Origin of the sequence: Proteus columbae, from assembly GCF_002777965.1 — a bacterium.
GTDB lineage: Bacteria > Pseudomonadota > Gammaproteobacteria > Enterobacterales > Enterobacteriaceae > Proteus > Proteus columbae.
Genome location: NZ_NGVR01000008.1, coordinates 46,741 through 70,205, shown reverse-complemented (window position 1 = coordinate 70,205; position 23,465 = coordinate 46,741). Strand labels below are relative to the sequence as shown.

Below are 23,465 nucleotides of genomic sequence, written 5' to 3'. Positions count from 1 at the left end.
AGACAAAATAAAAGAGGGAGAAAACTCCCTCTTCCATTGCTTAATAAATAATTAAGCCAGAGCACCTTTCGCTTTTTCAACTAAAGCAGCAAATGCTACTTTGTCGAATACAGCGATGTCAGCCAGAATCTTACGGTCGATTTCAATGGATGCTTTTTTCAGACCATTGATGAAACGGCTATAAGACATACCGTTCTGACGAGCTGCTGCGTTGATACGCGCGATCCACAGCTGACGGAACTGACGTTTTTTCTGACGACGGTCACGGTACGCATATTGACCAGCTTTGATAACAGCCTGGAAAGCTACACGATATACACGTGAACGTGCACCGTAATAACCTTTAGCTTGCTTTAAAATTTTCTTGTGACGAGCACGGGCGATAACACCACGTTTAGCACGAGCCATATTAAACTCCTAAATGTCTATATTCTGTTAAAAAAGTGATACTTATGCGTATGGTAAGCAAGCTACGACCAGACCTAAATCTCCTTTAGAGACCATGCCTTTTGGACGTAAATGACGTTTACGCTTAGTTGATTTTTTAGTCAGAATGTGACGGAGGTTAGCATGCTTGCGCTTGAAGCCACCACCAGCAGTTTTTTTAAAGCGCTTAGCTGCGCCGCGTACTGTTTTAATCTTTGGCATTTCTATAATCCACTTCGCATTGTTAATAACATAAAATAATAAGGCGAATAGCAATCAGCCTTTAAAGGCTGACGCTATTACTTGAATTGCCCGACTATTTCTTCTTCGGCGCTAACACCATGATCATCTGACGCCCTTCAATCTTATTAGGGAAAGATTCAACAGCAGCCAGTTCATCCAAATCTTCACGGATACGGTTAAGCATTTCCATACCGATTTGTTGGTGTGCCATTTCACGACCACGGAAACGCAGTGTGACTTTGGCTTTATCGCCATCTTCAAGAAAACGAATCAGGTTGCGTAGTTTGACCTGATAGTCGCCTTCATCTGTACCAGGACGGAATTTAACTTCCTTAACCTGAATAACTTTTTGTTTCTTTTTCTGTTCTTTGAGAGTCTTACTTTTCTCATAGAGGAATTTGCCGTAGTCCATAATACGACAAACTGGCGGCTCGGCATTAGGACTAATTTCAACTAAATCAGCACCTGCTTCCTCGGCTTTCTCAAGAGCCTCTTTCAGACTAACAACTCCAATCTGTTCGCCATCTAAACCTGTTAAACGAACTTCATGAGCGCGAATCTCACCATTGATGCGATTCTGACGCGTTGATTGAATTCTTTTTCCGCCTTTAATACCTTATTCCTCCAACTGATGAAGACTTCTGCTTCTAATTTCTTGCAGAAGCTTTTCTTTAAATTCGTTAACGTCGATACTGCCAAGGTCTTTTCCTCGACGAGTACGAACCGCAACTTTGCCTGATTCAACTTCTTTATCGCCACAGACAAGCATGTACGGAACACGACGTAAAGTATGTTCACGAATTTTAAAGCCAATCTTCTCATTTCTCAAGTCTGCTTTTGCACGAATTCCGGCATCTTGCAATTCTTTGACGAGTTTTTGTACATAATCAGCCTGTCCATCCGTGATATTCATCACGACAACCTGCTGTGGTGCTAACCAAGTCGGGAAGAATCCTGCGTATTCTTCTGTCAGAATACCAATAAAACGTTCTAAGGATCCTAGCACTGCTCGGTGTAACATAACAGGTACTTTACGCTCGTTGTTTTCAGCAACATAAGATGCGCCTAAACGACCTGGTAGTGAGAAGTCTAATTGCACTGTACCACACTGCCATGCACGATCTAAACAATCGTAAAGTGTAAATTCAATTTTAGGGCCATAAAACGCCCCTTCGCCTGGCTGATATTCAAATTCAATATTGTTATCAGTTAAGGCTTTTGCTAAGTCAGCTTCAGCAACATCCCATAATGCATCTTCACCGATACGTTTTTCTGGGCGAGTAGACAGCTTAACAACGATTTTTTCAAATCCGAAAGTAGAATATACATCATAAATCAATTTGATGCAGTCATTTACTTCACTTAAAATTTGTTCTTCAGTACAGAAGATATGCGCATCGTCTTGTGTAAAGCCACGAACACGCATTAAACCATGCAATGCACCTGATGGTTCATTACGATGGCAACTACCAAATTCAGCCATACGTAATGGCAAATCACGGTAAGAACGTAAACCTTGTTTGAAGATTTGTACGTGACCTGGACAGTTCATTGGTTTGATACAATATTCACGGTTCTCTGAAGATGTTGTGAACATGTTTTCTTTGTAGTTTTCCCAGTGACCTGTTTTTTCCCAAAGAACACGATCCATCATAAACGGACCTTTTACTTCTTGGTAATCATATTCTTTTAATTTACAACGTACAAATGTTTCTAACTCACGGAAAATAGTCCAGCCATCATTATGCCAGAAAGCCATACCCGGCGCTTCTTCTTGCATATGATATAAATCAAGCTGTTTACCAATTTTGCGGTGGTCACGTTTAGCAGCTTCTTCTAAGCGATCTAAGTAAGCTTTTAACTGTTTCTTATCAGCCCAAGCTGTACCATAAATGCGTTGTAGCATTTTATTATCGCTGTTACCGCGCCAATATGCACCTGCGATTTTCTGCAATTTGAAATTATGACAGAAACGCATGTTTGGAACGTGTGGCCCACGGCACATATCAACATATTCTTGGTGATGATAAAGACCTGGTTGAGAATCTTGGCTAATATTTTCGTCAAGAATAGCAACTTTATAGTCTTCACCACGAGAAACAAATGTTTCTCGAGCTTCAGCCCAGCTTACGCGTTTTTTAATAACGTCATAATCTGTTTTCGCCAACTCTAGCATGCGTTTTTCTAGAGTGTCTAAATCTTCCTGTGTTAGAGAATGGTCTAAATCCACATCGTAGTAGAATCCATTTTCAATAACAGGACCAATCGCCATTTTGGTGTTTGGCCATAATTGTTTAATTGCATGTCCCAATAAGTGGGCACAAGAGTGACGAATAATTTCAAGACCTTCATCATCTTTTGCGGTGATAATCGCCAGATTTGCATCATGTTCGATTAATTCACAAGCATCTACCAGCTCACCATTAACACGGCCTGCAATACATGCTTTCGCAAGTCCAGGGCCGATATCTGCAGCGACATCCATGACAGAAACTGCATTTTCAAATTGACGTTGGCTTCCGTCAGGAAGAGTAATAATTGGCATTTAAAATCCTTATTTACAGTGGTGACCCATACGCAAGATCACTTGTAAGCTTTTTATTTCATATATATTCAGTACGTTACGACAATTTCTCACTTTACCTCGCGAGGTTTGCACACAGTTATGTATACATATTTATTTTATAAATATCCATAGCATCACTGAGCCTTATCGCAACTCAGGGGGGATATTATCACAGACTGTAAAGATTTATACATTTATCTCATAGGTAATTTTAATATCTCTTTTTTAATACAGGGAGATAGATAGAATTTTTTATTTAAATTGACTACTATAATAAACAAGCGGAAACCGTGGCTTTTAAAATAACATTCTCTGGGGCGGGCCAGGACCTTCATTATTAACATAAAGGTGTGTAACGTGTTTTATCTAAAGCCCCGCTCTCGTAAATTAGTCTATGCGATTACCTTTGAAACTCTTGCGATTTTATTAAGCACTGTTTTACTTGCAATATTAAGCCAAAGCCAATCACATAATTCACTGCCCGTTGCAATCACAGTTTCTGTTATTGCTTTGATTTGGAATTATATTTTTAATTCTTTCTTTGAATTAATTGAGTCAAAACTAAAAATAAAAAAACGTACAGTCATGGTACGACTTACCCATGCAATAAGTTTTGAATTAGGTCTGTTCTTCTTTACCATTCCACTTTATATGTGGTGGTATAATGTGGATTTTATCAAAGCAATAAGTATGGAAATCACTATATTAGTGTTCTTCTTTATCTATACCTATTTATTTACACTCGCCTTCGATAAAATATGCCCTCGTGTTTATTCTACAGAAAATAAAGTGGTGTAATGGCTTAATCTTGTCGATACTCAGTAGGACTTTTATGAAAGTATTGGCGAAATGCCTGACTAAATGCAGAATGCGAGTCATACCCTACTGCTAAAGCAATATTTTCAATATTTGCTGATGTGTATTTTAATAATTCAGCGGCTTTGCTAAGTCGCTGTTGCGTAACATATTGCATCACAGATATTCCCACCTCTACTTTCATTTTTCGTTGTAACGTACTCACAGATGTATTAAAAGCGAAAGCAATATCATATGTTGTTAATGGTGTATGTAATTTATTCACTAACCAAGCATCCAAGCTATCGCGCCAACCTTTTTGTATTTTCATTTGAGCGAGTAATAAGCGTGTAATCGTTGAATATTGTTCTGGTGGTTGAGGATACCGATGCAGCCACTCTAATAAACTAATGGCTGCTGGTGATAATGCAAATTGCCCACCTTTATCACTTAATTGCCATTGAGAGGTTGCAGGGAGTTCTAGAATAAGATTTTTATTATCGATATTGCCTGAAAAGGCATGATGAATAGTTGGAGGAATAATCAAACAGTTTTGGTTGGAAATCAGAAAATCTTCTCGATTGAAATTAACTTCCATCGAACCCGAAAGCCCGAAAATAATCTGCCATAAATTATCATGCTGATGAGATACCGTCTCTTGTGTATAACATCGTAAATGCAATTGAGGTAATAACAAAAGACACTCCTTTATATCCATCCTGCTATTGAATAATTACTATATCAAAACTCAGCAGAACATCACTATTTAAGAGTGTCTTATCAAGATACGTATTTATGCTAAACGTGAGCCATTTGGTAACGGCAAATTAAACTCAGCCAATACAATTGCTCCCGCTTCATCAGGTGCTCCTGTAATTAAAACTTCAGATTTTATACCTGCAATGCGTTTAACTGGGAAATTACATACGCACAAAATACGACGCCCCACAAGCTCTTCAGGTGTATAGTTTACCGTAATTTGAGCACTTGAACGCTTTATGCCTAATTCACCCAAATCAACATCCATAACATAAGCAGGCTTATTAGCTTTCTTATTTATTTCTGCACTAATAATTGTTCCCACTCTCATTTCTACACGTAGAAAATCATCCCATTCAATTAAATCTGTCATCTTTTTACCAATCTATTGTGTTTACGGTTATATCACTATTACTGAATTATAGATTAACACGCATGATGCTGGCTCACCTGTGGTGAGGCAGTCATTTTCTGTTGAGAAAGAATCACTCATACTCTTTTTTCTCTATTTTCATCATTCTGAAATTTGTCTATTTTTTAATAACTTTTTAAATAGCCATATCAATTCATAAATTTGTTATGTATAAAAAGTATTCTTAAGAAACCTATTTTTATCAACCCTCTCGGAGAATATTTATGATGAAAAAAATAACAGAGTGGACAACACTGGAAGGAAAACTTGTGCGTTTAGTGCCCCTAAATATGGAACACTACTCAGCACTCCATGAGCTAATTGAAACAGATAGACCTGATGAGCTTTGGTATACCACTGTTCCTTCAGTAACAGAGTTACAACACGATATTGAGCATAAACTTCTGTTGCAACAAAAAGGGTTAATGTTGCCTTTTACCGTTATTTCTAAAGCTAATAATCGTGTGGTTGGTATAACAACCTTTATGAATATTGATAACCAAACGCCAAGATTAGAAATTGGTTCAACGTGGTATGCCAAAGAAGTACAAAGAACAGGAATAAACACAGAGGCTAAATATCTCTTACTTAAATATGCCTTAGAAGAATTACAATGCATTGCTGTTGAATTTCGTACTCATATATTAAATCAAACTAGCCGTAAAGCGATTGAACGACTTGGGGCAAAACTAGATGGTATTTTGCGTAATCATAGATTAACGACGACGGGGCAAAAAAGAGATACTTGCGTTTATAGCATTACTGATTATGACTGGGGATCAGTAAAAGTGCATTTAGAATGGCTTATGAAAAAATACTAATACACATTAAGAATATTACGAAGAAAATAACTTTTATCTCGTTTAATTTGTTATCATAATTACTCCTTAATTACCTGTTATTGGGAGCTTTTATATTCCATGCACTCTGTTTACCAGTTTTTTCAGGCTATCGGTCTTGGTCTTATTTTGCTTTTGCCTTTAACTAATCCATTAACGACTGTTGCTCTTTGGCTTGGCCTTTCAGGCAATATGACAAAGGAACAACGTAATCAACAATCCTTAATGGCGTGTGTGTATATTTTCCTCATTATGACCATCGCGTTCTATGCGGGACGGATCATAATGACAACCTTTGGTATTTCGATCCCCGGTCTTCGTATTGCAGGTGGAATGATAGTTGCCTTTATTGGCTTTAGTATGCTGTTTCCAAATACACCTAATGTCGATGATCCTATTTCAGACGATAACAATCCACATCGTAATCCCAAAGAGCCGAATATTGCCTTTGTTCCTTTAGCAATGCCAAGTACAGCAGGTCCAGGAACGATAGCAATGATAATCAGTACGGCGGCTTCAATTCCTTCACGTACTGATATTGCACAATGGGTATTGTATATCGCCCCAGTGACAAGCTTCTTTTTAATTAGCGTTATTGTTTGGGTATCACTTCGCGGCTCCACCAGCATTATGAAGTATTTAGGCCACAGTGGTATTGACGCTATTTCTCGCGTAATGGGATTTTTATTAATTTGTATGGGCGTTCAGTTTATGATCAACGGCGTTCTTGAAATTATTGCTGATTTGCCTGCTTTATTAAAACAGGCTCAAGCAGCCGCTAATTTGCCAGATTAATTATCACCTGCATGGTAAGCCGCTCTCACTTTTGCTAAATAACGCGGCGCTTGAGAAGCTGGATGATTTTTTTCAACATAACGATAAAAATCATCCGCACTCATTGAATTAATTTTAGCAATAGCATTGTCTCTATCTTTATCAAATGTTCTTAAAAGAGCGCCTGCGCCATTCACATAAGCAAGGATAGTGGCGTAATAAAGTGTTTCAGGATCGGCAATACCAACAAGGTGACGCTCTCTTAATAATTGAATATAAGCTGTACCCAAGTCGATATTAATGGCGGGATCTTTTAGTTGAGCCGTTGTTGGTTGCCCTGCCTTACCTCTATTTTGGTAGACATCTCTTCCCGCAGTTGATGCTTTAATTTGCATTAATCCAACTGCATTTGATTTGCTAATAACTTCAGGTCTAAAGTTTGACTCAACTTGGATAATCGCCTTAATTAATGTTTCATCAACATCGTAACGGCTTGATGCCTGCTGTATATGGTTATCAAAAGGTGTTGATCTCCATTGTGCCGTTGAGATTGAAGCATTATTAACGCGATTCTCTACTGGTTTTTGGCTTAAGAATCGTGATGTTTCTTTTTGAACAGGTTGACGAGCATTATCAGCACAACCAGCAAGAAGCAAAATTGCCAAAGAAAAGATGATTTTTACTTTCACGTTTTATCCTTTTGCATAAAGGGTTGTACAAAGACATGTTTTATATATCAATTAGTTAAAGCTATATTATTCTATTTTCATGCAAAAATGCACGTTAAAATATGGCAAAACGTGAGAAATAAATCAATCTATTACTACTTATAGTGTGTGCGTTTTATCTCAAATTTATCCTATTCACAATATTTCCTCCCAAATAGATCTTTTGGGATAGAATCTGCCATAGCAGATTTATATCGTGTTATTGATTATTTTTGAATAAATGATGCACATTAAGTGTACTGTGAAAGAGACTTTGATAGGTCGCGATAAAAAATATAGAGACATAATCCACGTTAGATTAAGAAGGAAGAATGTATTTTTATACATAATAAAAATAATCTCTTGCACAAATAGTTACGAACTATTGTTAATTTTTGTGACAAAACTCGACAATCTACTTAACATTTATTGGAATACATGTTGTTATCTTATTTCTGGTCATTATCAAATGAAGCTTTTTACACAGAGATAACTTGACTTTTTTGAAATGATATTGATAATCATTATCAATTAAGAAAATAACTCTGCAACTATAAGGCAATAATAATATGGATATATTTCGCTCTGTAAACAAACTTTCACTTACGGCTTTATGCCTTATGGCATCTGTATTTTTAACAGCACCTACACAAGCAAAAGATAAACTAAAGATCGTCACCACGTTTACTATTATTCAAGATATCGCTCAAAATGTAGCTGGAGATGCAGCAATTGTCGAATCAATCACAAAACCCGGCGCTGAAATTCACGATTACCAACCTACTCCCAAAGATATTGTAAAAGCTCAAAAGGCTGATCTCATCTTATGGAATGGCTTAAACCTTGAACGTTGGTTTGAACGCTTTTTTAATGAGTTACGTAACGTACCCGCGGTTGTTGTCACTGAAGGCATCACACCAATGGCAATCAGCGAAGGTGCTTACAAAAACAATCCTAACCCACATGCGTGGATGTCACCGAATAATGCATTAATATATATTGAAAATATTCGTAAGGCGCTCGTTGAGCATGATCCAGATAATGCAGCTATTTATAATCAAAATGCAGCACGCTATGCAGAAAAAATTAAACAGCTTGATGCACCATTAAGAGAAAGATTATCTCGCATTCCACCAGAAGAACGTTGGTTAGTGACCAGTGAAGGTGCATTCAGCTATTTAACTAATGACTATGGCTTTAAAGAAGTTTATTTATGGCCAATCAATGCAGAAGAACAAGGTACACCACAGCAGGTTAAATATGTAATTGATACCGTAAGAGAACACAAGATCCCTGTTGTCTTTAGTGAAAGTACAATTTCAGATAAACCAGCTAAACAAGTCAGTAAAGAAACAGGCGCAAAATACGGTGGTGTTCTTTATGTTGACTCACTTTCCGCTGAAGGTGGTGAAGTTCCTACTTATATTGATTTAATTACTATTACAGTAGATACAATTGCGAAAGGATTTGGGCAATGAGCAATACAAAAGCTAATCCTACGTTGACTGTTGATAATGCCACAGTTACTTACAACAACGGTCATACGGCGATTTTTGATGCAAGTTTCTCTATCACTGGCGGCACTATTTGTGCCCTAGTGGGCATCAATGGCAGTGGCAAATCCACACTATTTAAAACCATTATGGGGCTGGTAAAGCCCTCTAAAGGTAAAGTGACATTAAACGATAGCCCAATCCAGCAGGCGTTAAAACAAAATATGATCGCCTATGTTCCACAAACAGAAGAGGTTGACTGGAACTTTCCCGTCCTTGTTTCTGATGTTGTGATGATGGGACGTTATGGAAAAATGGGATTTTTTCGTATTCCTTCAAAACGTGACCATGAAGTTGTTGAAGCATCATTAGAACGCGTTGGTTTGTCAGGCTTAGGACATCGCCAAATTGGCGAGCTTTCTGGAGGTCAGAAAAAACGTGTTTTCTTAGCGCGAGCAATGGCTCAAGAAGGTACTGTTTTATTACTTGATGAACCCTTTACTGGTGTTGATGTTAAAACAGAAAATGCCATTATCGAACTTTTACGCAATTTACGTGAAGAAGGCCACTTAGTTTTAGTTTCAACGCATAACTTGGGAAGCGTACCTGAATTTTGTGACCACGTTATTTTAATCAATAGAACAGTGTTAGATAGTGGCCCAACTGAAACGACATTTACACAGAAAAACTTGGAGCATGCATTTGGTGGTGTGTTACGCCACATTAGCCTGTCGGGTTCTGATCTTCATGATGATGACGATCCTCGTTCACTCACTGTCATTACCGATGATGAACGCGCTGCTGTCTTTTATGGACATCAAGAAGAACACACTCCAGCGCACCAAAGCCAACGTAAACAAGGAGATTAGCCATGCTAGATTTACTCCTACAGCCTTTTGAATATAACTATATGGTGAAAGCTATTTGGGTGAGTGCCTTAGTCGGTGCTGTCTGCGCTTTTCTTTCATCTTATCTTATTTTGAAAGGTTGGTCGTTAATGGGAGATGCCCTTTCCCACTCAGTTGTTCCCGGTGTTGCTGGCGCTTATATATTAGGTTTACCTTATGCTGTCGGTGCTTTTTTTACGGGTTTGCTTGCTGCATTATCAATGACATTTATTCGTCATATCACACGCCTTCGTGAAGATGCCGTTATTGGTTTTATTTTCTCCACTTTTTTTGCCTTTGGTCTGTTGCTGGTTTCGCTTAAACCGACAGCCGTCAACGTTCAGACCATCATTCTCGGAAATATTTTAGGTATTGCTGATGAAGATGTATGGCAAGTTGTGATTATTACAGGTGTCTCTTTCTTAGTTTTATTTTGTATTTGGAAAGACTTGCTGGTGGTTTTTTTTGATGAAGTTCATGCAAAATCAATCGGCTTATCGCCACTAAAATTAAAAATTATCTTTTTTACTCTTTTGAGCGCATGTACTGTTGCTGCTCTTCAAACTGTTGGTGCCATTCTTGTCATTGCTATGGTAGTGACCCCCGGTGCAACGGCTTATTTACTCACAGATCAATTTAAACGACTTGCAATTATTGCTATCTGTATCGGAACAATCACAAGTGCAGTAGGCGCTTACCTTAGCTACTTTTTTAATGGCGCAACAGGTGGCGTAATTGTCACAATGCAAACATCACTCTTTTTGTTGGCTTTCTTATTTGCCCCTAAACACGGTATGTTAGCCGCTCGCCGTCGTGCTCGTCAGAGTTCACAACAGTTGATCACGCAATCTCATCAGCATAAAGGATCAACAAAACCAGAAGAGGTGAAACTATGAATGAGTTGATGGAGTTTTTCATTGAGCCTTTTCAATACCCCTTTATGCAACGCGCTATTGTTGCAGCCATTATTATAGGTATCGCCTGCGCTATTTTATCTTGTTATATGGTATTAAAAGGCTGGTCTTTGATGGGAGATGCAATCTCTCACGCCGTTTTACCCGGAGTTGTTCTTGCTTATGTCACCGCAATCCCGTTAACAGTAGGTGCTTTTCTTTCTGGGCTATTTTGCTCTTTTGCCACAGGTTATTTAAAAGATCACAGTCGCATTAAAGAAGATACTGTGATGGGAATTGTATTCTCAGGCATGTTTGCAGTGGGTTTGGTCATTTTTGCTAGTGTCGATACAGACCAACATTTAATGCATATTTTATTTGGTAATATTTTAGGCATTACACCTGATGTATTAACTCAAATTAGTATTATCTGTGTAATCACCATCACCATTATGCTTGTTAAGCAAAAAGATTTTATGCTTTATTGCTTCGACCCTAACCAAGCAAGGATTGTTGGTTTACCAGTCACATTATTACACTATGGATTACTGTCTATTTTGGCATTAACCATTGTTGCTTCAATGCAGGCTGTTGGGATTATTTTAGTTGTCGCCATGCTTATTTCACCGGGGATCACCGCGTATTTATTAACACGCAGTTTTTCACGCATGATTATGTTAGCAATTGTATTTTCTGTCGCATCTAGCGTTATAGGAACATTTATTAGTTTCCATATTGATGGAGCAACAGGCCCATGTATTGTGCTAACGCAAGCTGTGTTCTTTATTATTGCGCTACTCTGTAATCAGATTAAATTGGCAAAAATAAAGCGACAAACAAAACCCGCTAGCGCCTGATAATATTCTTTATCTTAGCAAAAACGGGATAATCATCCCGTTTTTTAGCTTTATACTTTATTGATTTAATTAAAGTGTTATTGTCATAGTATAAACATCGCTCGTTATTATTTTATTTGGGTCTACTAAGTAAACAACTTTGCGAGGTGTAAGTATGTGGCAGAATATAGGTCGTTTACTGGAATCAAACTTAGGATTTTCAGCAAAGATAAACGAAAAAATTCACCTTTCTAGTGGCGATATTCATCATACATGGAAAATTTATTATGGTGATACGCCGGTTTTTGTGAAATCTAATTTGCGTGAATTTCTGCCTAATTTTAAAAATGAGGCAGAACAACTCGAAATGTTGGCAAAAAGCCAAACAATTCGAACTCCTCGGGTTCTTGGTATCGGTAATAGTAAAGATGCCAGCTTCCTACTCCTTGAATTTTTGCCTGTTCAACCATTTACACCTCATAGCGCCTACTGTTTTGGACAACAATTAGCAAGACTACATCGGTGGGAAGATCAACCTAGCTATGGCTTTGATTTTGACACCCAAATAGATACAACACCTCAACTCAATAGTTGGGAAAAACGCTGGAATCATTTTTATTCTGAAAAACGTATCGGTTTTCAGCTACAATTGGCTTCTGAGAAAGGCATGATTTTTGGGGATATCGACGAGATAACTCAAATCATCAATCACCGCCTTGCTGATCATAATCCACAACCCTCTCTGCTTCATGGCAACTTATGGCCTAAAAACTGTGCTGCAATTGGTCAATCAGAAGGTACAGTTTTCGATCCTGCTTGTTATTGGGGCGATCGAGAGTGTGATATCGCGATGTTACCGCTTTGCACCGCAGTGCCTGCAAATATTTTCGATGGTTATCAAAGTGTTTGGCCACTATCTGATAAGTTTTTATCACGTCAGCCTATTTACCAACTCTATTTCTTCCTCAACCGTTGTAATTTATTTGGGGGCGAAGAAAATTATTTAGAAGTCAGAAAAATAATTGATGATCTATTAGCAACACCTTAATAGGAAAAGAGTGAAATAGCTCTGAGATAAGATACATAAACTAAAAAATATAACCTCGCCAGATTCAGTTGTGCGAGGTTTATTTTTCCCTTCAGTTAATATAAATGAACCATCCTCGTTCACTTTAAAGCAGTGTTACCATCCTAAAAATTTCATCAAAAAATAGCCTATTGCAATAACAATCAGAGGTGACAGATAAAGCACCATAATTTGAGTAAATATAGTATGTCGCGGTAATTTGATATTTTGTTGCAACTCCTCAGCTGTCACACCACTTTTCATTGCGCGTTCAATAATAAGTTGGTCTTGTATATTTTCTTTCAAATATTTCACTTGGCGATAAATTCGTAATCCTGATGCACTAAAAGCTAAGCCAATAAACATAAAAAGAAAAATGACAAAAAAAGTGATATTTTCTTGGCTAAATCCCATTTGTGTATTGGGGATTGGTGAATTTCGCCAGAAAAAACCTAAAAAAGGTGTGTTAAATTGCACCATTTCCGCTAATACACGAAAAAAGTCATTAATTACAGCATTTACACCATCGCCACTTGGGCGTTGTATTGCAGCCAATCCTGTCAATGATACGGCTGTCGAAATAAAGGCAGGAATAAAAATAAGCCAACCAAGTACACGCTTTAAAATGGCATACAATCCTGCATATTGATAACTCATCACATCCTCACTAGTAGAATTCGTCAATATTTATCTGTTTATCGTAGTCTAATTAACGGCTAATACGACAATAAATTAATAGTAGCTATTCTCTCTATTTATTTTACAAAATAAATAAGAAACTGATTAAAAAGATTTTCCTTGTAACTCTTGCTACAATCGCCACTCGACAACATAGACCTTATTTATGGAGAGTAACATGTCTTTTAAATTCCCTATTGAAGCTGCAATATTTGATATGGATGGTTTATTAATCGACTCTGAACCATTTTGGCAGCAAGCAGAACATGAGGTCTTTGCTGAATTAGGCGTCGATTTATCTCTTGCATCTGCAATGCCAGATATGGTTGGGCTAAGAATAAACGAAGTCATTGATTTATGGTATAGAGCATCACCTTGGCAAGGCGTTTCAAAACAAGAAGCAAAACAAAAAATGGTTTCTCGTGTTGTCAAATTGGTTGAAGAAACAAAGCCGCTATTACCAGGTGTTGAACATGCCTTAGAGCTTTGCAAATCATCAGGGTTAAAAATTGCACTGGCATCAGCATCTCCTGATTTTATGCTTGAGCGCGTACTTGAGTTGTTTAATATTCGTCATTACTTCTCAGCCGTCGTGTCTGCCGATGAATTACCACACAGCAAACCGCACCCTGAAGTTTATCTAAACGCAGCTAAAGCGCTTAATCTTGACCCTATCCACTGTGTTTCATTAGAAGATTCTCGCAATGGTATGATTGCTTGTAAAGGCGCTAGAATGCGCTCTATCGTCGTACCGGCAACAGAACAATTTAATGATAAACAATGGGGCTTAGCGGATGTAAAAATTGCATCACTCAATGAGCTAACACAACTGCATTTATTAGGCTAATTTCTATAAATAAAAAGGATATCTTGCCTTGTAAGATATCCTTTTTGTTCTATTTTCAATGTTGATCGCCTCACGAGCCATTTTTCTACTTTTAAGTCTTCCTTTTATATATTTAGCTTACTGCCATTTGCTGTTGTCTTACTTTTTGGTTTCTTATCCTAAATTCGATCATTTTTAAATCAGTCAAATAAAATTTTCCTGTTATTCCTTAATATTTAAGACAATTTTTATCTTTTTTGTCTGTTAGTTATCGTCAAAACCTTTTATACTTCATTACTGTATAAATGAACAGCAAACGAACAGACATGGAATGACAGCAGAAGGACATCTACTTTTTTCTGTGGCAACACTTGTGTTAGCGCAGAAGCTTGAAATAACGCCAGCTCTTGCTCATGGTGATTGGTTTCACATGATCCCTGCTGTCTTATTAGGCTCACTTCTACCTGACTTAGATCACCCAGGCTCTATTCTCGGGCGATTATTCCGTATTATCTCTCTGCCTCTATCGAAGCTTTGTGGTCATCGAGGTTTTACGCATAGTTTACTTGCGTTTTGTGGTTTAGCTATTTTGTGGGAAATCCAAGTTTCACCACGTTGGGATATTTCTGCCGATATCTTTCATGCCCTTTTATTGGGTTATCTTAGTCATCTCATTGCAGATATGTTAACTCCCGCTGGCGTTCCTTTCTTATGGCCTTTAAAAATGCGTTTTGCATTACCTATTTTAGGCAAAAAAAATAATAAAAAAGGCGAGAGATTTATCTCTGTTTTGATCCTTGTTGGCGCACTTTTTTTACCGCCACACCTTACTGTTACCCTGCCTTCACAAGTCAACAACTGGTTACAGATGTACCACGATAAGCGTACTAATTTTTAACACCCCCTGACAAAACCCTACGTTTCTCTATTTATTTATAAATTCTTACATCTTTTTATGCCTACTTTCCTTGTTTTTATAACCAAACGATTATATAAAATAATAATTAATTATAAAAAGTTATTAACAATCCTGTTACCATATAACGAATTGGTGCTGTTATATCCTTTCTTATTACCTAAGAACTCATATCGCATACAATCGTTGAAATTATATAAATAAAGATCTCGTTGGAGAGTTAAGATGAATTTTCCGTTAATCATTAACGTACTCGTCTTTGTCGTGCTATTACTCATCTTGGCTAAATTAAGTCAACGTCAGTGGAGCCTTTCAAAGAAAGTTCTTGTTGGTTTAGTTTTTGGTGTTGCTTTTGGACTAGCACTACACGCATTCTATGACTCACACGATCCTATTATTAAAGAATCTATTCTTTGGTTTAATATCGTGGGTAATGGCTATGTACAGCTGTTACAAATGATCATTATGCCATTAGTATTTGCCTCTATTCTTAGTGCTGTAGCTCGTTTGCATCAAGCATCATCACTAGGAAAAATTAGTGGCCTCACTATTGGTACACTATTATTTACCACAGCTATTTCTGCCTTAATCGGTATTGTTATTGCTAACCTATTTGGCTTAACCGCAGAAGGCTTAGTACAAGGAGAACAAGAAGCACAGCGTTTAATTGCACTTGAACAAAATTACATGGGCAAAGTTTCTGACTTAACAATGCCACAGCTTATTTTGTCATTTATCCCTAAAAATCCATTTGCTGATTTAACAGGGGCAAGCTCAACATCGATTATTAGCGTTGTTATCTTTGCTACTTTCTTAGGCATGGCTGCATTGAAATTACTCAAAGAAGACCAGCCTCGTGGTGAGAAAGTTTTAGCCGCGATTGATTGCTTACAATCATGGATCATGAAGCTGGTTCGCATTGTTATGATGTTAACACCTTATGGTGTAATGGCTCTGATGACTAAGGTTGTTGCAAGCTCAAATATGCACGACATCATTCAACTAGGAAGCTTCGTTGTTGCCTCTTATGTTGCTATTGGCTTAATGTTTGTTGTTCATGGATTACTGGTCAGCTTTACAGGTTTAAATCCTGTTAAATTCTTCAAAAAAGCGGGACCTTTATTAGCATTTGCATTTACAAGCCGTTCAAGTGCTGCAAGTATTCCGTTAAATATTGAAACTCAAATTAAGCGTGTTGGTGTACCAGAATCTATCGCAAGCTTCTCATCATCTTTTGGTACAACAATTGGTCAAAATGGTTGTGCGGGTATTTACCCTGCGATGTTAGCTGTTATGGTTGCACCTACCGTGGGAATTAACCCATTAGATCCAATGTGGATCGCAACTTTAGTTGCTATCGTAACTGTTAGCTCTGCTGGTGTTGCTGGCGTGGGTGGTGGTGCAACATTTGCAGCCCTTATCGTTTTACCTGCAATGGGCTTACCAGTGACATTAGTTGCTCTGTTAATTTCAGTAGAGCCGTTAATTGATATGGGACGTACAGCATTAAATGTTAGTGGCTCAATGACAGCGGGTACAATCACCAGTCAAATTATGGGACAAACGGACAAAGCTGTCTTCAACCAAGATGAAGAAACTGAACTTACCGTAAAATAAACGTTATCTACCTCTATTGATAAAGCCAGTTCATTTGAACTGGCTTTTTTTTGTATCTATATTAAGTTACGTATTTTTTAGTTATGCAATTCATCAATATCAATAAAAAACCTATAAATATAACAAGGTAAAATCGTGCAAAAAATTATGCGAGTTTTACGTAAACTCTATAAATATGAAAACAGTCAATATGATCCAGAACGCCAAGTTTCACTGTATCCCCTTGATATTCTTTCAGACAAAGAACAAACCTTGTTATCTGAGGCCAATTGGCAACCGAATATCATAGAAAAATTTTCTGATCACACTGATGTTATTTCTAAATTAAATAGCTTAAAGAATAATCCATTACTCACCCAAAAGCGTTGCTTAGATGCTTTTGTTGCAGGTGTCGGAGGCAGTTATCTTAGAGGTCGCTCTGTTTTAGGTGCTTTTCATAAATTACAAAATTTGCCATTACATAATTATGAAGAAAAGCCTCAATATGCCTGCTGTTGGGTTTGTAGTGATAGGGATCAGCAAAAGCATATTAATGACAGCTATTTTCAATATTGTCTCTATTACGGTAATTCTTATACAGGCAATCCTTCTTATGCTTACTTGAATTTAAAACATCTACTGACCGTCACACCAGTCAGTCCAACACGCGCAGATAAAGAGATCTTTAAGCAATTACTCCATTTATTACGTCATGCTCCTGAAGATGAAACTCCGGGTAAGTTTGAAAAGCGGTTAAATGAGGCTAAGTTAATTTCTGGTGATAAATATACCAAACGAGGTATTTTGCACTCACTTGCCTTAGTTGGTGTTATTCCCAATGCCTATATTTCACTATCTTTGAATCATTGGGCTAATTTCGGTGATATTACCATTGCAGAAAATCAACTTAATAACACAAAAGGTCGCTCTGATATGGAAATGCCATGGGCTGGCTGGAAAGGCAATCTTAAAATTGATGAGGAAAAAGTGGTGACATACTTTGGCGAGTATTTAGATTAAATCCCCTATTCTTCATAAATAAGAAGCGCTCAATACTTTCATATTGAGCGCTTTAATTTGAGAGTTCGCGATTAAACCCTCAATCTTATTTCAAATACTCACCGTTACGCAGTGCTTCAATACGCTTATCTAATGGCGGGTGAGATAAAAATAACTCGCTGAATGACTTATTACGGCCATTAATACAGAAAGCCATCATGCTACTTTCTTCTTGAGGCTCATAACTCGTTTTCAAACGTTGTAATGCAGCTATCATTTTCTCACGACCAACAAGCTTTGCAGAACCGGCATCCGCATGGAATTCACGATAACGAGAAAACCACATTGTAATAATGCTGGCAAGAATACCGAATACAATTTCCAGAACCATTGAAACACCCATATAGACCCATGGGTTTCCATTGCTATTTTCACTCTCTTCATCATTAGAGATAAAGTTAGCAACAAATTGAGCAATGATACGAGAAATAAAGATAACGAAGGTATTCACAACACCTTGCAGTAAGGTCATGGTAATCATATCACCATTAGCGACATGGCTAATTTCGTGGGCAATAACCGCTTCTGCTTCATCACGGCTCATACTGGCTAACAACCCCGTACTCACAGCCACCAGCGAAGCATCACGACGAGCACCTGTCGCAAACGCATTAATATCAGGCGCATCATAAATTGCCACTTGTGGCATTTTAATACCGACTTGTTCAGATTGGCGTCTTACCGTATCTAATAACCAACGCTCTACTTCTGAAGTTGGGTTTTCGATAACTTGACCACCCACTGAACGTAATGCCATCCATTTTGACATTAATAGTGAAATGAATGCACCACCAAAGCCAAATAAGCCCGCCATGATCATCAAGCCTTGAACACTACGACCTTGTATACCTGTTAAAGATAAGATGATCCCAAAAACAAACATAACGGCTAAGTTTGTTAACAGGAATAAAGCAATTCTCATCATATTGATACTGTTCCTATTTTATCTAATTATCACATTGCTAAAACTGTCTTATAAATAAGGCTTTTTTAGATTTTATCAAGCCTTTTAACTTATTTAATATTAAAAACGATATAACTTTACATTTTGATAAAAAAAATAGCCAGTGAACACCTAATATTAGGCATCATTTAAAACTTAAGTATAAAGTGAGATTGATAATAGATATAGATGATATGAATTTTCTGTTTTGTCGAACGAAAGGAATTTATTTAAGAAAGGCTGGTATTGTTTAATGTCATAACAATGGGTTTATCATATAAAGCAACATAAATTAGTATACAGACTCCATCATTTACAATAATCGATAGGGCAACTATCTCTGTGCTTTTATGCACGACTCACAACGTATGCAAGTCGTGCATCTGATATAAGCAATAAGCTCAATTAACGCTATAAATTACATTTTGAAGCGATATGTGGTTGTCATAGAGCCTGATAATGAGTGAGCTCTTTGTGAGTGTCCATCATAAAGTTTTGGTGTGGTATAGTCGTTTTCTTGCTGGTGGTGCCAGCCGATACCACCGCTTAAAGAAACAGAAAGATTCGCGGTTGGTTTCCAGTAGCTAAATAAACCAAACTGTCCTTGTTTTAATCTTTCGCCAGAATAGCTGAATTCACTATAGTTGGTACGTGCACCAACAGACAGTTCTTTGCTAATTCTGTATTCAGCTTCCAATGCCCCCATAACTTCACCATCACGTACATAGTCGATATCTGCGTAAGCTGGTGAGTTAAAGCGTCCACGGGTATTACCAATTGGGTTACGAGCAAATTGACCAACACCATTAGCTTTTTCAGCATCGGTATACGTCACACCTGTACGTAATGTCCATGGTGACTCTGGAATACGCCATTCCATAATACCTGCAAAGTGCCATGCGTCCTTATCAAAGTTACGTTTACCCTTATTGGCATCACTTAATGTACGTTTACCATCACTACCATAGTCATGATAATAAACAACACCACCAACAGTAACATCTGAAGTTAATTTATATTTTGCTTCTAAACCTTGTTGACGGAATACATCATCCGCTTGACCATAGAAATAAAATACTTTTAACGGTTTGGAGTTGTAGTTAATGCCACCGGTAAGAACATGATCGATATTATGTCTAACGCCATTACCATCGCTGAAATACATTCTGTCGATATTTGGGCTATCACGACGCATTACTTTTCCGTCAAGGAACAGTAAATCTAAGCTCCAGTCGCCCATTGCCGTATTAGTTGCATAACCATTATAGCTGTTTAATGATAAACGTTGTGAGTTAGAGAAAATACCCGTATTTTTCAGAGTAAACCAACCGGCTTTACCGTTAATTAATACAGGATCTAAATCGAATTTAACTTTTGCAAAACGTTGACCAATTTTGTTATAGCCTTTTGCTTCGCCATCATCATTATATAAGATTGCACGAGAGGCGAAGTCTTTACTTGCGCCTAATTTGATACCACCATAATAAGAGACATCAAATCCTAGAATGCCACCTAAATAACCTGATTTAAAATCAGCTTGGAAGTTTTGACCCCAAGCATTAGCAACTTGCTTTCTGTAGCGTTGCTCTTCTTTATCAAAACGGTTTTCAGTTTTCAAGTATTTCCACATATTAATTGTAGAAAGTTCGAGTTCTGAATCTGAAATAAATGCGCTTTCTTTAATTGAGTCTTCCCAATTCGCAGCATTAGCAGCGCTTACCGCTAAGAAACAAGGAGATAGCATAAACAATACTATTTTTTTTACTTTCATCTTAATGCAACCTGGTTAATAAATATTTGAATTAAGTTATGCTGACTTATATTCAGCAAGTTTAATAAAACACCATTTCTTTATTTAGCTAAAAAATAACCTTTGATTAAATTTATAGTTGCACCATTTTCAAGCAATAGAGTCATTTTCTGGCATAAAAAATCCAATATGGATATCTCACCATATTTATATTTACTTATTTTTTGCAATAAAAACCTATAAGCAAATTATAGGTTATTTGCCTTTAGTCATTATCCCTTACGTAGAGAACCTTACTCTGAAAATATATTATTTTAGTTATAATGTGTTGCTCTAAAAATACATTTTGAACTCATAGAATAAAGATAACTCATCATTTAGGTAAGATTTTAGCTAACGCGTCAATATCCAAAAATGACGCAAATATTTCATAATCTGTATACTATAGTAATCTTATGTCAGCTTTAGAGATCATTGTCACAACATGTTACATTTATTGCAATAGACATGCTATCAAATGAGATCTTAATCACAATAAATAATTCCTTTATCTTTTCATTCCACTTATTAAATAAGAAACTCACTTCTTATCTAAAAATTAACCTAGTATTCTCTCTTATAGCTTACAAAACTTATTCGAGATATATTTCGGATTAAAAATTAAGTTACATAAAGTAAAATTCAAATATCCATCTATTAATAATTATTTATATTACTGGTAACTTAATATAGTGAATAACTAAAAATATGAAGGGTTCCATTCAAGAAGATATTATTGGTTTTCTTAAAAGGATTTTTGATAAAAAGCCTGATAAACATTGATTGGCAATGATAATTTTATATCTCGATTAATATAAATATAAAAACCCCCCAGCAATTGGTTATCCAACTATTGGGGGGTTAATTTAAGTCTCTGTTGTTATAACTGATAACTTAATTTAATAATTTCTTAGGCTTAAGCACTTTTGAGAGATCAACTGCAATTTTAGCAGTTTCATCTAAATAAGGATCTGGCCCCTCATAATCCTTAGGCAAATCATCGAGTGATTTCAACGCAGGCTTACCCTCTAATTTAAAACGCTCATTAATGCGGTTTAATTTAATGGCTTCAAGCTCTTTGTTTTCTTTCTCTCTTTCAGCAAAGTTTAAGATAACAAATTTATCTTCACCTTTTGCTTTAGCATCGTTATAACGCTGAATATCAGCAAAGATGTATGAAAACTCTCTGTCATTTGCAATACGCTTAGTATGCTGTTCAGTTAACGGTGCTAACGCCGCTTTCAGCTTGTCTGAATACTCAGATAACTGATAGCTTGCTGGAGAAATACTATCCCAAGGCAATGCATTATCTTCAAAACTTTCACCCATTTCAGCACTATCAAAGCTTGGTAACAACAAATCAGGTGTTACCCCTTTAAGTTGAGTACTACCACCATTAATTCGATAGAATTTTTGAATAGTGTATTGAACTGAACCTAAACCAGGCCAATCAGGGCTTAGCATTTGATCGTAAACACGGGTTAATGGGCGGTATTGCTGAACTGTTCCTTTACCGAACGTTTGCTCACCTACAATTAACGCGCGTCCGTAGTCTTGCATTGCAGCAGCAAAAATTTCAGAGGCAGAAGCACTAAAGCGATTTACGATAACAACCAGTGGCCCTTTATAATACACAACATCATCTTTATCGAAATCTTGTCGCACACGACCATTGTTATCTCTGACTTGCACAACGGGACCACTTGGAATAAATAATCCTGAAAGTGAAATCGCCTCTGTTAATGCACCACCACCGTTACCGCGCAAATCAATGACTAAAGATGAAACATTATCTTTCGCCACTTTTTGTAACTGTGTTTTTACATCATTGGTTAAACCAACATAGAAGCTTGGAATATCCAAGATTGCAACTTTATCACCGTTAATCACTTTTTCAGTTAGCTTAACAGCTCTGTCTTCTAAACGGATTTGCTCTCTAACTAAAGTGATTGTTCTTGGTTTAGCGCCTTTCTCATCAGAAATAACTTCTAATTTTACTTGGCTACCTTTCGGTCCTTTAATCAAAGCAACAATATCATCAAGTCGCCAGCCGACAACATCAACCATCGCTTTATTTTGTTGCCCTACTGCAATAATTTTATCTCCAACTTTCAACTCTTTACTTTTTGCAGCCGGACCACCGGTTACCATAGAGTTGATCATAGGGTAATCATCATCCATCTGTAATACAGCACCAATGCCTTCTAAAGATAGGCTCATTTCAGAATCAAAGGCTTCAGTATTTCTTGGTGATAGATAACTTGTATGAGGGTCAATTTCGCGGGCGAATGCCGACATAATGATTTGGAAAACATCTTCGCTTTGGCTTTGCGTTTGACGACGTAACGCAGCTTTATAACGTTTAGTGAGTGTCTCTTTAACTTCACTATCTGTTTTTTCAGATAATTTCAGCGTTAACCAATCATATTTTACTTTTTCATCCCAAAGTTTATCTAGCTCAGCTTGAGTTTGCGGCCATGGTGCTTTTGTTCTATCTAACTCAAACTTGTCTTGGCTAGTTAAATCCATGGGTTTATCTAGGCGGTTTAAGGCGTATTGGAAACGTTCAAAACGCCTTTTTTGCGCTAAATTAAAAAGATCATAAAGGGGCTGAAGCTCACCTTTTTTCAGATATTCACCTACTTGGGTTTTTTCTTTATCAAATTGGGCAATATCTGATGCTAGCAACACATTGTGGCTATAATCTAATAAATTAAGATAGCGATTAAAAATCTTTTCAGAAAAGCTCGCATCTAGCGAGAACTGACGGTAATGAGAGCGTTCAAAACGAGAGGTTACTCGCTCGCTCACAGTGGAATGCTGTGGCTCTTGCTTTAATTCGGGTAACTGATCAATAGTTACCATTGCTGGGGTGGCTGGTTTCTCAGCCATCACAACAGAAGTGCCTGTTAACGTTAATCCGATTGCAAAAGCCACATTTAAAAGTTTGTTCATGCTCTGG

22 protein-coding genes and 1 pseudogene are annotated in these 23,465 nt (G+C 37.2%); 12 read left to right on the top strand and 11 right to left on the bottom strand.

The annotated features are described in order from the left end of the window. Nucleotides 1-51: 51 nt before the first annotated feature. The 4 genes from rplT to thrS form a co-directional block, all read right to left on the bottom strand. On the bottom strand, nucleotides 52-408 hold the full coding sequence (rplT, locus tag CBE70_RS02630; protein ID WP_006537111.1) for a 50S ribosomal protein L20: 357 nt from the start codon (nucleotides 406-408) through the stop codon (nucleotides 52-54). Between the two features lie 42 nt (nucleotides 409-450). Beyond that, nucleotides 451-648 (bottom strand): 50S ribosomal protein L35, encoded by a 198-nt coding sequence (gene rpmI / locus CBE70_RS02625; RefSeq protein WP_004263702.1) that lies wholly within the window; start codon nucleotides 646-648, stop codon nucleotides 451-453. A 94-nt stretch (nucleotides 649-742) separates the two neighbouring features. After that, on the bottom strand, nucleotides 743-1,282 hold the full coding sequence (infC, locus tag CBE70_RS02620) for a translation initiation factor IF-3 (RefSeq protein ID WP_036937410.1): 540 nt from the start codon (nucleotides 1,280-1,282) through the stop codon (nucleotides 743-745). Between the two features lie 3 nt (nucleotides 1,283-1,285). Beyond that, nucleotides 1,286-3,214, bottom strand: a complete 1,929-nt coding sequence (gene thrS, locus CBE70_RS02615; RefSeq protein ID WP_100158092.1) for a threonine--tRNA ligase — start codon at nucleotides 3,212-3,214, stop codon at nucleotides 1,286-1,288. Between the two features lie 378 nt (nucleotides 3,215-3,592). Between thrS and CBE70_RS02610 the strand changes: the two genes are divergently transcribed. Continuing rightward, nucleotides 3,593-4,033, top strand: coding sequence for a PACE efflux transporter (locus CBE70_RS02610; RefSeq protein ID WP_100158091.1), 441 nt, complete (start codon nucleotides 3,593-3,595; stop codon nucleotides 4,031-4,033). A gap of 4 nt (nucleotides 4,034-4,037) precedes the next feature. Here CBE70_RS02610 and CBE70_RS02605 read toward each other — a convergent pair whose 3' ends face one another. Next, a complete protein-coding gene (locus tag CBE70_RS02605; RefSeq protein WP_100158090.1) occupies nucleotides 4,038-4,727 on the bottom strand; it encodes an AraC family transcriptional regulator in 690 nt (229 codons plus the stop codon). A gap of 96 nt (nucleotides 4,728-4,823) precedes the next feature. Next, nucleotides 4,824-5,162 (bottom strand): tRNA-binding protein, encoded by a 339-nt coding sequence (locus CBE70_RS02600; protein ID WP_100158089.1) that lies wholly within the window; start codon nucleotides 5,160-5,162, stop codon nucleotides 4,824-4,826. Between the two features lie 266 nt (nucleotides 5,163-5,428). Between CBE70_RS02600 and CBE70_RS02595 the strand changes: the two genes are divergently transcribed. Then, complete coding sequence (locus tag CBE70_RS02595; RefSeq protein ID WP_100158329.1) at nucleotides 5,429-6,022, top strand: GNAT family N-acetyltransferase; 594 nt, start codon at nucleotides 5,429-5,431, stop codon at nucleotides 6,020-6,022. 99 nt (nucleotides 6,023-6,121) lie between these two features. Further along, nucleotides 6,122-6,835: a MarC family NAAT transporter gene (locus CBE70_RS02590; RefSeq protein ID WP_099075216.1), complete on the top strand. Its 714-nt coding sequence runs from the start codon at nucleotides 6,122-6,124 to the stop codon at nucleotides 6,833-6,835. Here the strand turns inward: CBE70_RS02590 and CBE70_RS02585 are convergent. Further along, nucleotides 6,832-7,503, bottom strand: coding sequence for a transglycosylase SLT domain-containing protein (locus CBE70_RS02585; protein WP_100158088.1), 672 nt, complete (start codon nucleotides 7,501-7,503; stop codon nucleotides 6,832-6,834). The genes CBE70_RS02590 and CBE70_RS02585 overlap by 4 nt on opposite strands. Nucleotides 7,504-8,183: 680 nt before the next feature. Here CBE70_RS02585 and CBE70_RS02580 point away from each other — a divergent pair. The 5 genes and pseudogenes from CBE70_RS02580 to CBE70_RS02560 form a co-directional block, all read left to right on the top strand. Beyond that, nucleotides 8,184-8,999 (top strand): annotated as a pseudogene (locus CBE70_RS02580) (metal ABC transporter substrate-binding protein); the annotation flags it as partial. Continuing rightward, on the top strand, nucleotides 8,996-9,883 hold the full coding sequence (locus CBE70_RS02575) for a manganese/iron ABC transporter ATP-binding protein (protein WP_100158086.1): 888 nt from the start codon (nucleotides 8,996-8,998) through the stop codon (nucleotides 9,881-9,883). The pseudogene CBE70_RS02580 and the gene CBE70_RS02575, both read left to right, overlap by 4 nt. A 2-nt stretch (nucleotides 9,884-9,885) precedes the next feature. Then, nucleotides 9,886-10,797, top strand: coding sequence for a metal ABC transporter permease (locus CBE70_RS02570; protein WP_099073583.1), 912 nt, complete (start codon nucleotides 9,886-9,888; stop codon nucleotides 10,795-10,797). Beyond that, entirely contained in the window at nucleotides 10,794-11,651 is an 858-nt protein-coding gene (locus CBE70_RS02565; RefSeq protein WP_100158085.1) for a metal ABC transporter permease, read from the top strand. The genes CBE70_RS02570 and CBE70_RS02565 overlap by 4 nt, the downstream gene beginning before the upstream one ends. A 154-nt stretch (nucleotides 11,652-11,805) precedes the next feature. After that, a complete protein-coding gene (locus tag CBE70_RS02560; RefSeq protein WP_100158084.1) occupies nucleotides 11,806-12,678 on the top strand; it encodes a fructosamine kinase family protein in 873 nt (290 codons plus the stop codon). 135 nt (nucleotides 12,679-12,813) lie between these two features. Here CBE70_RS02560 and CBE70_RS02555 read toward each other — a convergent pair whose 3' ends face one another. Next, a complete protein-coding gene (locus CBE70_RS02555) occupies nucleotides 12,814-13,353 on the bottom strand; it encodes a YniB family protein (protein WP_100158083.1) in 540 nt (179 codons plus the stop codon). Nucleotides 13,354-13,552: 199 nt separating this feature from the next. Between CBE70_RS02555 and hxpB the strand changes: the two genes are divergently transcribed. From hxpB to CBE70_RS02535, 4 genes are all read left to right on the top strand, one after another. Continuing rightward, nucleotides 13,553-14,221, top strand: coding sequence for a hexitol phosphatase HxpB (gene hxpB, locus CBE70_RS02550; RefSeq protein WP_100158082.1), 669 nt, complete (start codon nucleotides 13,553-13,555; stop codon nucleotides 14,219-14,221). Nucleotides 14,222-14,531: 310 nt separating this feature from the next. Next, nucleotides 14,532-15,098 carry a metal-dependent hydrolase gene (locus CBE70_RS02545; RefSeq protein WP_100158081.1) on the top strand — a complete coding sequence of 189 codons (567 nt, stop codon included), beginning with the start codon at nucleotides 14,532-14,534 and terminating at the stop codon, nucleotides 15,096-15,098. A 243-nt stretch (nucleotides 15,099-15,341) separates the two neighbouring features. Then, nucleotides 15,342-16,733: an L-cystine transporter gene (locus tag CBE70_RS02540; RefSeq protein ID WP_100158080.1), complete on the top strand. Its 1,392-nt coding sequence runs from the start codon at nucleotides 15,342-15,344 to the stop codon at nucleotides 16,731-16,733. A gap of 135 nt (nucleotides 16,734-16,868) precedes the next feature. Continuing rightward, the gene (locus CBE70_RS02535) at nucleotides 16,869-17,732 is read left to right on the top strand and encodes a hypothetical protein (protein WP_232797336.1); all 864 of its coding nucleotides are present in this window, start codon (nucleotides 16,869-16,871) and stop codon (nucleotides 17,730-17,732) included. A gap of 85 nt (nucleotides 17,733-17,817) precedes the next feature. Here CBE70_RS02535 and htpX read toward each other — a convergent pair whose 3' ends face one another. From htpX to prc, 3 genes are all read right to left on the bottom strand, one after another. Then, nucleotides 17,818-18,696, bottom strand: coding sequence for a protease HtpX (gene htpX, locus CBE70_RS02530; RefSeq protein ID WP_088495802.1), 879 nt, complete (start codon nucleotides 18,694-18,696; stop codon nucleotides 17,818-17,820). A 436-nt stretch (nucleotides 18,697-19,132) separates the two neighbouring features. Beyond that, nucleotides 19,133-20,485, bottom strand: coding sequence for an OprD family outer membrane porin (locus CBE70_RS02525; protein WP_100158079.1), 1,353 nt, complete (start codon nucleotides 20,483-20,485; stop codon nucleotides 19,133-19,135). Nucleotides 20,486-21,397: 912 nt separating this feature from the next. After that, nucleotides 21,398-23,458 (bottom strand): carboxy terminal-processing peptidase, encoded by a 2,061-nt coding sequence (gene prc, locus CBE70_RS02520; protein WP_100158078.1) that lies wholly within the window; start codon nucleotides 23,456-23,458, stop codon nucleotides 21,398-21,400. Nucleotides 23,459-23,465: the final 7 nt, after the last annotated feature.

What these genes read in the sequence shown, in the direction of transcription:
- CBE70_RS02555 (WP_100158083.1), bottom strand. Translation starts at nt 13,353, where the DNA reads ATGAGTTATCAATATGCAGGATTGTATGCCATTTTAAAGCGTGTACTT.
- CBE70_RS02545 (WP_100158081.1), top strand. Translation starts at nt 14,532, where the DNA reads ATGACAGCAGAAGGACATCTACTTTTTTCTGTGGCAACACTTGTGTTA.
- CBE70_RS02590 (WP_099075216.1), top strand. Translation starts at nt 6,122, where the DNA reads ATGCACTCTGTTTACCAGTTTTTTCAGGCTATCGGTCTTGGTCTTATT.
- htpX (WP_088495802.1), bottom strand. Translation starts at nt 18,696, where the DNA reads ATGATGAGAATTGCTTTATTCCTGTTAACAAACTTAGCCGTTATGTTT.
- hxpB (WP_100158082.1), top strand. Translation starts at nt 13,553, where the DNA reads ATGTCTTTTAAATTCCCTATTGAAGCTGCAATATTTGATATGGATGGT.
- CBE70_RS02560 (WP_100158084.1), top strand. Translation starts at nt 11,806, where the DNA reads ATGTGGCAGAATATAGGTCGTTTACTGGAATCAAACTTAGGATTTTCA.
- CBE70_RS02540 (WP_100158080.1), top strand. Translation starts at nt 15,342, where the DNA reads ATGAATTTTCCGTTAATCATTAACGTACTCGTCTTTGTCGTGCTATTA.
- CBE70_RS02595 (WP_100158329.1), top strand. Translation starts at nt 5,429, where the DNA reads ATGAAAAAAATAACAGAGTGGACAACACTGGAAGGAAAACTTGTGCGT.
- CBE70_RS02600 (WP_100158089.1), bottom strand. Translation starts at nt 5,162, where the DNA reads ATGACAGATTTAATTGAATGGGATGATTTTCTACGTGTAGAAATGAGA.
- rpmI (WP_004263702.1), bottom strand. Translation starts at nt 648, where the DNA reads ATGCCAAAGATTAAAACAGTACGCGGCGCAGCTAAGCGCTTTAAAAAA.
- CBE70_RS02575 (WP_100158086.1), top strand. Translation starts at nt 8,996, where the DNA reads ATGAGCAATACAAAAGCTAATCCTACGTTGACTGTTGATAATGCCACA.
- CBE70_RS02570 (WP_099073583.1), top strand. Translation starts at nt 9,886, where the DNA reads ATGCTAGATTTACTCCTACAGCCTTTTGAATATAACTATATGGTGAAA.
- prc (WP_100158078.1), bottom strand. Translation starts at nt 23,458, where the DNA reads ATGAACAAACTTTTAAATGTGGCTTTTGCAATCGGATTAACGTTAACA.
- CBE70_RS02525 (WP_100158079.1), bottom strand. Translation starts at nt 20,485, where the DNA reads ATGAAAGTAAAAAAAATAGTATTGTTTATGCTATCTCCTTGTTTCTTA.
- thrS (WP_100158092.1), bottom strand. Translation starts at nt 3,214, where the DNA reads ATGCCAATTATTACTCTTCCTGACGGAAGCCAACGTCAATTTGAAAAT.
- rplT (WP_006537111.1), bottom strand. Translation starts at nt 408, where the DNA reads ATGGCTCGTGCTAAACGTGGTGTTATCGCCCGTGCTCGTCACAAGAAA.
- CBE70_RS02565 (WP_100158085.1), top strand. Translation starts at nt 10,794, where the DNA reads ATGAATGAGTTGATGGAGTTTTTCATTGAGCCTTTTCAATACCCCTTT.